This window comes from Moritella sp. PE36, from assembly GCF_000170855.1.
Classification (GTDB): domain Bacteria; phylum Pseudomonadota; class Gammaproteobacteria; order Enterobacterales; family Moritellaceae; genus Moritella.
The window spans coordinates 12,034-23,707 of sequence record NZ_ABCQ01000026.1; the positions used below are offsets into that span (position 1 = coordinate 12,034).

The 11,674-nt window shown below is 40.0% G+C and carries 12 protein-coding genes; 7 read left to right on the forward strand and 5 right to left on the reverse strand.

Annotated features, from left to right (window positions below):
- Positions 1–7: 7 nt before the first annotated feature.
- Both PE36_RS14340 and PE36_RS14345 read right to left on the reverse strand, forming a co-directional pair.
- Positions 8–1,312, reverse strand: coding sequence for an OmpP1/FadL family transporter (locus PE36_RS14340; RefSeq protein WP_043994557.1), 1,305 nt, complete (start codon positions 1,310–1,312; stop codon positions 8–10).
- Between the two features lie 301 nt (positions 1,313–1,613).
- Positions 1,614–2,699, reverse strand: coding sequence for an MBL fold metallo-hydrolase (locus PE36_RS14345; RefSeq protein ID WP_006032757.1), 1,086 nt, complete (start codon positions 2,697–2,699; stop codon positions 1,614–1,616).
- Between the two features lie 349 nt (positions 2,700–3,048).
- Here PE36_RS14345 and PE36_RS14350 point away from each other — a divergent pair, with 349 nt between their 5' ends.
- The gene (locus PE36_RS14350; protein WP_006032758.1) at positions 3,049–3,813 is read left to right on the forward strand and encodes an OmpA family protein; all 765 of its coding nucleotides are present in this window, start codon (positions 3,049–3,051) and stop codon (positions 3,811–3,813) included.
- A 261-nt stretch (positions 3,814–4,074) separates the two neighbouring features.
- The gene (locus tag PE36_RS14355; RefSeq protein ID WP_006032759.1) at positions 4,075–4,506 is read left to right on the forward strand and encodes a universal stress protein; all 432 of its coding nucleotides are present in this window, start codon (positions 4,075–4,077) and stop codon (positions 4,504–4,506) included.
- A gap of 123 nt (positions 4,507–4,629) precedes the next feature.
- Here PE36_RS14355 and PE36_RS14360 read toward each other — a convergent pair whose 3' ends face one another.
- Entirely contained in the window at positions 4,630–6,081 is a 1,452-nt protein-coding gene (locus PE36_RS14360) for a cytochrome P450 (protein ID WP_006032760.1), read from the reverse strand.
- 80 nt (positions 6,082–6,161) lie between these two features.
- Positions 6,162–7,157 carry a hydrolase gene (locus PE36_RS14365; protein ID WP_006032761.1) on the reverse strand — a complete coding sequence of 332 codons (996 nt, stop codon included), beginning with the start codon at positions 7,155–7,157 and terminating at the stop codon, positions 6,162–6,164.
- A 195-nt stretch (positions 7,158–7,352) separates the two neighbouring features.
- Here PE36_RS14365 and PE36_RS14370 point away from each other — a divergent pair, with 195 nt between their 5' ends.
- From PE36_RS14370 to PE36_RS14390, 5 genes are all read left to right on the forward strand, one after another.
- Positions 7,353–7,847 (forward strand): DUF2947 domain-containing protein, encoded by a 495-nt coding sequence (locus tag PE36_RS14370; protein ID WP_006032762.1) that lies wholly within the window; start codon positions 7,353–7,355, stop codon positions 7,845–7,847.
- A gap of 9 nt (positions 7,848–7,856) precedes the next feature.
- On the forward strand, positions 7,857–8,324 hold the full coding sequence (locus PE36_RS14375) for a YchJ family protein (protein WP_006032763.1): 468 nt from the start codon (positions 7,857–7,859) through the stop codon (positions 8,322–8,324).
- Between the two features lie 100 nt (positions 8,325–8,424).
- Complete coding sequence (purU, locus tag PE36_RS14380; protein ID WP_006032764.1) at positions 8,425–9,258, forward strand: formyltetrahydrofolate deformylase; 834 nt, start codon at positions 8,425–8,427, stop codon at positions 9,256–9,258.
- 136 nt (positions 9,259–9,394) lie between these two features.
- Positions 9,395–9,835, forward strand: coding sequence for a hypothetical protein (locus PE36_RS14385; RefSeq protein WP_006032765.1), 441 nt, complete (start codon positions 9,395–9,397; stop codon positions 9,833–9,835).
- 165 nt (positions 9,836–10,000) lie between these two features.
- Complete coding sequence (locus PE36_RS14390; protein ID WP_006032766.1) at positions 10,001–10,717, forward strand: DUF3581 family protein; 717 nt, start codon at positions 10,001–10,003, stop codon at positions 10,715–10,717.
- Between the two features lie 39 nt (positions 10,718–10,756).
- Here PE36_RS14390 and PE36_RS14395 read toward each other — a convergent pair whose 3' ends face one another.
- Entirely contained in the window at positions 10,757–11,230 is a 474-nt protein-coding gene (locus PE36_RS14395) for an Lrp/AsnC family transcriptional regulator (RefSeq protein WP_043994560.1), read from the reverse strand.
- Between the last annotated feature and the right edge of the window lie 444 nt (positions 11,231–11,674).

Genomic DNA, 11,674 nt, shown 5'->3' on the forward strand with positions numbered 1-11,674 from the left:
GACCTCCTTAAAACTTAGTCGTGAACGAAAGTGAAATAGTTGATACCGTGCCTTCTAGTTCAACTGAGGAGTTATTCGCGCTGTCTTGATGAGAAATAATGTGGTCAGTTGGATCAAGTACTTGTAACTGATACGCTAAATCAATCTGCCAAGGATATGCCGATAAGCCAGTGCCTTTATGGAAATAGGAGAAACCAGCACCGACAACTAATTTATCAGCACTTAAATAATTCACATCCAGCGTCGCTTTATCTGGGTCTAATGGTGATACTTCATAGCTAGCACCCGCCATTAATTTAATGGTATCGTTAAAATTAAGCTCGATACCGGCACGTGGAATAATGATATCTTCGAAACCGACACTGGCTTGATCTTTCACTGTGTCGTTTAACATTAAGTCATTTAAATCTGACCATCTTTGTTGCTCTGCACTGATCGCAAAACTCACCATTCCGGCTTTAATACGAATACCCGCAGAGATAATATCTGGTTGGTATGCATCATACGTTAACAAGTTAATGGGTAAGTCGGATACCGTTTGAGTGATCGTTGCTCCCGCCTTAATGTTGGCTTGACCATAACTTTCACCACGGAAAGCCGCAGCAAAGGTAATACCATTACCCGCACAACTCTTATCATTGCCGCATAACATACGGCCAAAGTCCAAAGTAATACCCGCAATAGGGGTGATCACAGGCTCAGCAGCAACACCAACACTTTCATTACCTGACGCAGTGCCATCCAATTCACTTTCTAAACTCATCGTCGCATCAGCATGCAACGATACTTGCGCACCGCCACCGATAGTAAAGCCCGGTATAATTTGAATTGAACCCGATGCAGCAACAAATAATGGCTTCTCACCATAATTAGCTAATTGACCAGTCTCTGATGTTGACGAACTAAACGCCATCATTTCGGTACCGTAATTTTCGATACCCGCAATCAGACCAAAATAAATTGGGTACGAAAAGTTAAACAGATTGGTCACATTAACGTTCATGCCTGCAAGTATTGGCTGCGTTGCTTCGTCAAACGTTTGCTCACCAGCGGTAATATCAGGAGTAGCAGACAATAAACCCACATACATCTCGCCTTGATCCGCCGTGGCTAGTGCAGATGGATTATAATAAGCGGCAGAGGATTGCGAATTAAATAAAGAAAAAGACTGCGCAGAAGCGATATCAACTGGGGATAAACCGAATGTGGTGCCGAGATTACCTAAACTTGCTTGCGCGGTACCCGCGGTCAGCGCTAATGCCACAGATGCAGAAAGTAGAGATATATTGTTAGATAGTGTCTTCTTAGTCATTGTTGCTAACTCCATTTAGCGAAACTAAAATAAGTATTCTCTAGTGGCTCCAGCCACAACAACGGAATACCGTCAAATTGTTGAACATCCCCTGAGTGGACATGTTGTCATTTTTCTAACGGCGAATATACCTTGATTGATATACTCAGTGTCGTGCCTATATCGAGTTATTTCCTCATTCAGAAACTAATGAGCTAGAAGCATTAGACTCTAGCTCATTAGTTGTTTTAATTGCACTGACGCCGACTTAGTTATCTCAATGTTGTTAGTGTTATTACTCTGATTGCGCTAACACCCATAATTAGTATGCCTGTATCCATGAAAAAGGAGCTGGTAACACGGTCGTCGCATCATCCGTTTTTACCACTTCAACCCGCTGGATAAAATCATCGATATTGGTCATCCGTACACCTTTAACTGGTTTGTTTTGATTATCGACACTGTTGTTGTCAAAACTATTATTATCAAAAAAGTCCTCCCAGTGCCCTAACACAATTGTTCTCGGCTGCGTCTGTTGCAAGATAGCCTCGGGGTAATCATCAACCTGATGAAATGCCGCAACACATAAAATGGCCATATCGACCGCCTTACTATTCACCTTACTATCCGCCATCACTGGCATTAACCCGTCTGGAGAGTTACTTGCTGCATCTTGATAATGAATACGGTAAATAGGTTGCTGCTGGATATCTAAAAAGTCGATAACATACGCATATGTTTGTCCTTCTTTCCAACCATATGCTGTACTTGGCAGCTCGGTTAATGCATCTTCATATTTTCCTGACATCACTTTAATCCCCATAAAGTGCGGTGCATGATCGGATTTAATCGGCATAAAACGAATGGTGTTATTACGATTATATATCCACCTGCCCGGCTGTTGGCCATCAGCCGCATGCTCCGTTATATCAAGTAAACGTGCGTCATCAATAACCGCAGTGACAATATTGGTCATGGTCGTTGAGCCCACAGCCGTTGCTTCTGGCATGTGTTGCTGCATGATATAAGGCACATCCATCAAGTGATCATAATGTGCATGACCAACTAAAATGAATTCTGCCTGCTTGGCATGGGCCGGTAATAATTTATCAACCAAATCAGTATCCGGTTCAATTGACAGTGGCAAGGTAACATTGATCAAGCCCGGGTTAGTAAACGAGGGCGCGGTCATAATACTGTCTTCACCATATTGAAATAAGTAACCACCAACACCGAGATATTGAATATTTAACTTTTTGTCTCCGCTAAGCAACGACTGTTCATTCACTTGTTGCGCTACAAGATCGGCATGATAGTTTATCGCTAAATTATCCACAGACGTAGCACAGCCCGCTAATAGCCCAGCAATAACGCTGCAACAAAACACGTTTAATCTAACTCTTTTCATTAACTTCCCCCAAAAAAGTGGTAAACACTACCCTCTGATACAAGCTAATTAAAATAACAAAAAACACGTTATCGACACTCGCTAATGCGCGTTTCATCTCACACAGATATAAAAATAGTACTTTGTATTGACGTCGATTTAATGCATTTCGCCACATGTATACCTAAACGACTTCAAGATGCACAATCAGCATCATGGCTTAACTTGGGTGTAGCCCTTTTTGAACCCTGTCATTTTTCGTCATTATTGATACTTAACTTGTCATTTTGTTGGCCGCAAAAAGCCTTTATTGGTTGCTTTAATAGAGTCATAGCTTGTTAAGCAGTCTTAATCCATAAGGAAACTGACCATGAAAAAATCTATCTTCGCAAAAACATTACTGATTACGTCAATAGCATGCACTAGCCTCTCTGCCAATGCAGCAGAGCAAGAACCGCTAACAACATGGGAGAAAGCCGGGGTATTTTCATCAACGATTATCGTCGGTACCATTGCGGGTGGTCCGATTGGTCTTGTTCTCGGTATTGCTGCCGGAGATTGGATCAATAATACTTGGGATAAATCCATTGAGTCTGAGCAGTTAACAGCAGAGAACCAGCAGGCAACAGAAAATTTACTGGCGAGTGAATTACAAAATAATCAGTTGCTACACGACGTATTAATTTTGGACCAACAGCTACAACAAGTATCAGAAACGGAAGAACTTAACCAACAACTGATCCTTGACTCCTTACAACTGGATCTACTGTTTGCCGTTAATCAAAGTGCAATTGATACAAAAAATCAAGCACGATTAACACAGCTATCAGATTACTTAATAGATAATCCAACCATGAACATCGTATTATCCGGTCACGCGGACCCGAGTGGACAAGAAGAGCTAAACATGAATTTAGCACAGCAAAGAGCGGTAGCAGTACAAGATCAACTTATTGCGTTAGGTGTTAACGAAAATAATATCCAAGTACAATCTTTTGGTGCTGAATACGCAAGCTCAGCGTTGGGGGAGCTTGTTCAATACCCAAGAGATCGTAAAGTAACTATCGAATTTATCGATGACCAAGACCACAATATGGAAGATAGCACCGCAGATGAAATAGCGATGCAATTCTAATTGCATGACGATTAAGGCTAACGATAATTCGTTAGCCTTTTTAATGTCTCATATTTACCTACAGAACCTTGATTATCTAGCCTATAACTCTTTTCAAAACATAAATATATCTGTTCTATACTGAAGTGATAACGAAAAAATATTAAAATTATATTTTATGATCTAAGTAACAGTTTACTGACCCTAAGTGAGTATATTTAATAGTGTAAGTACATTATTTCACGACTAACGATTAGTCTTATCTTGAACAGGAGTTCCATCATGACCATTAACAACATCCTTTGCCCAACCGACTTTTCAGATATGGCGAATAGAGCGATAAGCTATGCAGCAGAAATGGCGTTGAAATATGATGCAACATTACATTTAGTAAGTGTAATTAATGAGATACATGGCTTTGATAGTTTCCAGGTACTTGCTATCACCCCACGTGATATTCACGAACATATGTTAAAGATCACACAAGAAAAACTGGACGAATTAACCTCAGATATTAGACCGAGTATTCCATTACATACCGCGGTACTAGAGGGACATCCATCAACAGAGATCACGCGTGCGGCGGCAGAATTTGATTGCGATATGATCGTCATCGCAAGTCATGGCCGTACTGGGTTGGAGCATATCCTCATTGGCAGTGTCGCCGAATCAGTGACTCGCCATTCACACTGCCCTGTCTTGATTGTGAAGTAATATTTAATGCAATTGGTATAAACCAATAATGCCCCCATTAATTAATTGATTTAATGGGCTTCATTATGACTTCAGATAAATATTATTGATTTGAGTAAAATGCCATTAGTCTAATGGCAAATATCATTTACGTGGCGTTAATGTCAGCGCTAAATTGGTAGGCCTCATAGTAAACGCAAACTCTTCGCCAACTTCAGGAGCCTGTTCTGGCTGACTAATCACGTAATACCAACATAAACGGGCAATCACAGCCTTGCCCTCCATCATTGCTAAACGCTCACCTGGACAATGCCTTGCCCCCGCACCAAACGGAATATGGCTACTTTGTAGATGCGGACAAACCGGCTTTTCTGGGGTCGATAACCAACGCTCCGGATTAAACTTTTCAGGGCACGCCACCACCTTTTCATCTAACCCTCCGGGGCGAGTTAATATAAAAATAGCCGTACCTTTTGGCAATTTAATACCATTACTCAATACTGTATCTTCTGTTGGCTCTGCGGAAATAAGTGGTGCAGTGCCTTTAAGCCGCAAACCTTCACGCAAGATCGCGTCAATAAATTCAAACTGCTCTAACGCCGTCAGATCTACGTTTTCAATATCACCATCGCAAACACGTGAGACTTCATCAATCACTTGCTGCTGTAAACTGGGATTTTGGGCTAAATAAAACAAAGTCCACGCCAACATATTAGAAGTAGTGTCTTCACCGGCCAGTAACAAGGTTAAAATGTTGGCAACTAATTCATCATCCGTTAATTTGTTCTCTTCGCTGTCACTGGCAACAATCATGGCTTGTAAAATCGTTTCAGGCTCTTCGGCTAACGCACTATTTTCGGCTAAAACCACCTTGGCTTTAGTGATCATACTGACGGCTAATTGATAGACTTCTTCGCGGGCTTTATCAATTCTGCGCGTTTCAGGGGTACGAATATAACGCCACCACGGAAAAGGGTATTTACTGCGTTTATTTAATGCGCGGAATAAGCGGTCTATATTGTCTCTTAAATGGGTATCGCTACTGCCTGATAACATATTTGTTTGATAACCAAAAACCAAACTAGTGGTGATATCAATGGTAAAATGTTGCAATAACTTATGTACATTAAACGCTTCTCCTGTGGCTATTTTTTTATCTATAGCCACCTGCAGATTAATGGATAATGATTTTAGCTGGGGAACAAAATTAGCCAATGTATTGTAAGAAAATGCAGGCATGATGAGTCGTCGCTGCCGCTTCCATTTATCGCCATTGCTGGAAAATACCCCGTGAATGCCTAAGTCTTCAAATAACCACTCTAAGCGTTCGGTACGATTAAACAGTTTCGGTCTTTGTTTGATAATTTCTAAGCCGATTTTAGGATCAGAGATCACCAGATACGGCTTATTCAATAATCTCATTTGATAAGCAGAACCGTACTCTTTCGCCCATTGCTCTAAGTGTGTATGAAATGATTCTGCCGAAATCTGCGTGAAATTGCCGAGGATAGCTTGTTGTTTTGGACCTGGTAGTTCATCGAAAGAAATTGTTGGTAATACTGGCGAGTTAACACCCTTAACCATTTTAGCATTCATTTAACTTTCCCTGTTCAATATGAAATAGTGCGATATTAAAATCGTTACCATTAACCATAGAACAGTTTTTTAAGATGGCATTACCGTTTTTTATCTTTAGTAAATTCATTAAACCAAGTTGGGATCCGCTCTTCTAACCAATATTTTGGCTTTAAAATAGAGCCATACACAAAACCAACATGACCGCCATAACGACTTAATTCAAATAAAATATTTGCCGACATATCTTTAGCGTTTGGGATCACTTTTTTAGTTAAAAAAGGATCATCTTCGGCATGAATAAATAATGTTGGCGTTTCGATCTTATGCAAAAATTGCAAACTACTGCATTGATGATAATAATCTAGCGCATTTTTAAAACCATGTAACGGTGCGGTGACACGATCATCAAACTCAACAAAAGTATTTAACTTTTTCACTTGTTTGGTCGTTAAATTCAACGCATTACGCATATCTAAATGCTCAAATTTACGCACCACACTGGCTTGCAGACGTTTAATCAACCGGCGTTGATACGCTTTAGAAAAGCCTTTTTTGATCCGCTCGGCACTTTCTGCTAATAATAATGGCGCAGAGACCACAGAGGCAGCTAACAATTGTGATTGCTTGCCGGTTTGTGCCAGATAATGCGTTAATACACTACCACCCAACGAATAACCCACCGCAAATAAAGGCGCGTTAGGGTAACGCTTAGCAATCAAACCAATCACATAACTTGCATCACTGGTATCACCAGAATGATAAGCCCGTAATAAGCGGTTTGGCTCTTCACTACAACCACGAAAATGCATCACTAAACCAATCCAACCCGCAACATTGACCGCACGCATAATACCTTTTACATAAGGCGACTCGACAGAGCCTTCAAGCCCATGGAAAATAATAACAATCGGTTTAATATTTTCGGCCGTTGGCAGCGCAGTCCAAGCGAGATCCAGAAAATCACCATCTTCGAGTTCTAATCTTTCACTAATTGTCGGGAACGTCAGATTTCGGCGGCTGATCGTCGGCAGCATTGTTTGTAAATGCGCATTACGTATCCACCACTGCGGCTGAAATTGACTCGGTTGAAACATCTTTGAATACCTTAAGTTAACCAACTGGCCATTAAACAACGCCTTACATTTTATTGGATATTCCATAATAACACCACTACGATATTTTATAATAACACTACCACTCGTTAAATGACGGTCAGCGGAGTAATTAATACCGCCAACGTAAAGAATGCTGTAAACTGAAAATAATTTTACTTATAACCAGTGCCATTAATGAATTATATCGAACTTGAATCTTATTCTCGAAAGTGGATCTTCAACCATAAATCACTGCCAATTAACGCTGAAGATTTAGCGAATATCAAACCCTTTAGCAAAGAAAGAGCCGGTCAATTATGGAGCCAACTTATTAGCTCGCAATGTAACTTTACCGATCAATTCAGTAAAGGCGACTGGCCACATGACCAAAAGACTTGGTTGCTAGAAGCTGACTGGCAGCGCGCTTGGGACAATGATGATAGCCATGAATTACCTGAAGAAGTGCTTGCACATTTAACTTGGGATGATAACAGTAAAGTTTATTTTTGCTATGAACGCTTCAATATGATTGAAACGAATTGGGGCACATTTAAACGTAACTGGAAAAACTTTTTGTTCTATGATGACGGTGCATTATTAATCTCTGCGAAACGTAAAGAAACCCTTTCATTTAAAGAGAACGGGTCCGTATTAATTGGTACGCGCGCACCTATCCAGCCAGCTAAATAAAGAGCCATTATGCATACTTCTTGTAGCTGTGGTTTAGCAATGCCCTTTAAAGATTGCTGTGGTAAATACATTTATGGCACAGCAACGCCGATAACTGCAGAACAATTAATGCGTTCGCGTTACAGTGCTTATGTAAACAATGTACCCGTTTATTTAATGGCAACACATCACCCCGATTTTGTTGCTGACTTAAATGAAGACTTGATTACTGAAACCGCAGAAAATACCCAGTGGTTACGATTAGAAATAATCGTCAGCCAAGGTGATGAAGAAAGCGCAACTGGCATCGTGGAATTTAAAGCATGGTTCCAAGACGGCGAGCAAGAAGCGTGTTTACATGAACGCTCCAACTTCGTATTTCAAGACCAACAATGGTTTTATACCAATGGCGAACTTAATCCTGCGCCACTAAAACAAAGCCGTAACGATCCTTGCTTATGCGGCAGTGGTAAAAAATATAAGAAGTGCTGTGGCTAGCCATCATTGCTAAACACAGTAAATATGGCTAATGGCATACTAGAAATAAGTATTTCATTTAGCCATATCATATTAAACATCAAATAAAGTAGTAGATATTATGGAAAAGAAAATATTACTGGCCGATTGTCCAGATCAAAAAGGACTTATCTCGAAGATCACCAACATTTGTTACAAGCATCAACTCAATATTATCAATAACACCGAGTTTGTCGATAACACCCACAATCGATTTTTTATGCGTACCGAACTCGAAGGCATATTCAACGATGAAACCTTACTTGCCGACCTCGATAGCGCGCTACCAACAGGCTCACACCGTAAACTGGTTTCTGCGGGTCGTAAACGCATCGTCATCTTAGTCACCAAAGAAGCGCATTGCCTTGGTGATATCTTAATGAAAAATTACTACGGTGGTTTGGATGTTGAGATAGCCGCCATTGTGGGTAATTATGATAGCCTGGCCGAATTAGCCGGAAAATTTGATGTACCTTATCATACTGTTTCCCACGTCGGTATTAGCCGCGAAGAACACGAAGAAAAAATCATTGAAACAGTAGAAAAATACCAACCTGATTATGTTATTTTAGCAAAATACATGCGTATTCTAACGCCCAATTTTGTCGCTGTATTTGAAAATAAAATCATCAATATCCATCATTCTTTCTTGCCTGCTTTTATTGGTGCACAACCTTATAAGCAAGCATTTGAACGTGGTGTTAAAATTATTGGTGCAACCGCCCATTACGTCACCAATAATCTTGATGAAGGGCCGATTATTTTGCAAGATGTCATCCACGTAGATCATAAATACAACGCCGAAGATATGGCACGTTCAGGCAAAGATGTAGAAAAATCAGTGCTCAGTAAAGCATTACGTCTGGTACTTGAAGAGCGCGTATTTATTTATGAAAACCGTACCGTCGTCTTCTAATCTGCTGTAGCGTTGATAAATAAGGGATAGAGCCATAATTCATTCAGGATCTATCCCTACTTCCCTTCAGATTTACCTTTACACAACTAACTAAATTGTTAATATTAATGACTTATTCATAATTTAATGGTTCATTATGCTAACAATTATCTTTACCGCATTACTCAGTAGCATCTTTACAGCTCTGGCGTTTCTTTATGTCTTCAATCATGTCATTAAGCCCTATTTAGCCACTCAGATCGCCTTGATAAAAATCGAAGCTGAAACCACCATTAGCCAAGCATCACCACAAATAAGTAAAGATATTGCCGATGCGATCGAAGCAAAATTTGCCGAGCTACAACCCGACTTAGAAGCGCATGTGAAGCAAGAACTCGATCAGATTATTGATGAATTCTTACCGCAACTCAGTAAAGAAGTTGAGGATGGTGTCGACAATGCCTTTAAAAAATTCATTCCAACTATGATGGGTTCGGCTGCGAGTATGCCAGCTGAAACGCTCATTAAAACCAGTTCAACCTTATTTAATACCGGCATTGGTATTTTAAGAAGTGTGACTCCAGATGTGAGAAAGTAGTTATTTCGCCATCCTTAAATAGCCCTGATCGAGTTTAAATAACAATAATATTCTCATCACGTGATCCGGTCTGCATTTTAAACAATCATACTTGCAACTGGATCGACCTGCATATAGACAAAATTAATGTAAACTGGCGTTTTCATTATCGTAGCTTAATTATATATGTTTCTAAACGAATTCTATTCTCAAAAAGACAGCTCTTTTCGCTTTACTCAACAGCAGGCTAGTCGATTTGCTAAAACGATAGCGAACGATTATAACAAGATCCATGACGTGGATAATAAACGTTTCTGTGTTCCTGGCGACTTACTTTTTGCTGTGTCTTTGGTTAAATTCGGTTTATCTGAAACAATGAAAATTGATTTTACCGGTATGGTTAAAAACGACACTGACCTCGCTTTCTCGCCACTGGTAGAAAATAAAACCGAGATAGTAAATACCGATCAAAAATCCTTTATGGAATTAGAGATTGGCGGTCAATCGTCTCACGATGAAAAAATAATCACTAAAATTATTAAAGAGTATGTTCAATTTTCAGGAAAAAACTTCCCTGACATCATGGTGCCACTGATGCGCACAGAAAACCTCATGTTCAACCCTGCTCGTGCGTTAGTGATGTATAAATCCATGCAAATAAACATGAGCCGTGTGGATGTTAATAGCATTGAACTAAAATTTGATGGCGCAGTGATTGACGTGCAAGGCAAACGTGCTACCGTGACCTTTAAATTTGATTTCTACGAAGGTAATGACAAAGTAGGAACAGGCCAAAAAGAAATGCTATTAAGCGGGCTTATCCCATACGAAGAGTCAGTAATGGCAGGTGTCATTGCCGATTATCAAGCTGCAAAAAGCAAGTACCTTGCTGCAGTGAGCTAATTCATTACGCTTCACTTATTACTCTTTATTTATTACCTATTATTTAATGTGGTCGAGCGGTAATACCGTTCGGCTTAATACATTACGTAACATAAAGCTCGATCTCACCCCTGTTACCCCTTTAATTCGCGTTAGCTTTCCTAGCAGTAACTCTTGGTAATGCTCCATATCCGGCACGATAACCTTTAACTGAAAATCGGCATCACTCCCGGTAATAATACAACATTCCATCACATCTGGGATCGCGGCGATCTCAGCTTCAAAATTATCAAATCGTTCAGGTGTATGTCGGTCCATACTAATATGGATATAAGCCGTCAGTTTTAAACCAAGTTTTGCTTGGTCAAGCAAGGTCACATGTTTATCAATTAAGCCTAATTCTTCTAAATGCTTTACCCGTCGCGAGCACGGCGACGCCGATAGACCAATTTTATCCGCTAGTTCTAAATTACTGATCCTGCCATTTTCTTGTATTAAGTTAAGAATTAATTTATCGGTTCGATCTAATTTCATATTCATAGTCTCTACTCCACTGTTTACGTCTAAATTAATACCTCAACATTAAACTTAAGAATTAAAATAGCGCACCAAAACACCATTAGGGTCAATTATTGCTAATTATTAGCTTTAATTCAAATGTAATTGCTAAATAAGAGTCAATTAATGCAAACATTGCAACCACCCTCTCCATCAACATCGCTATACTAAACCCAGTTAAAGATAACGCCAAAAGCTGATTAGCAGACACCTTAACCCAGGTCGACGCGGTGATAGAAGTACCCTTCTTGCAACCAATCAGGCACCACTCCTTACCCGGGAATTATCGTCATCACCAATGACAGGCAATATTAACGCAAAGATAGGCATCCTAAACGATGCCTTTTTTGTGTCCAATTTTCAGACCAGACATCCCATCTATTATAAATTAACTACCACTTTCAAAGACTAACCTCTATA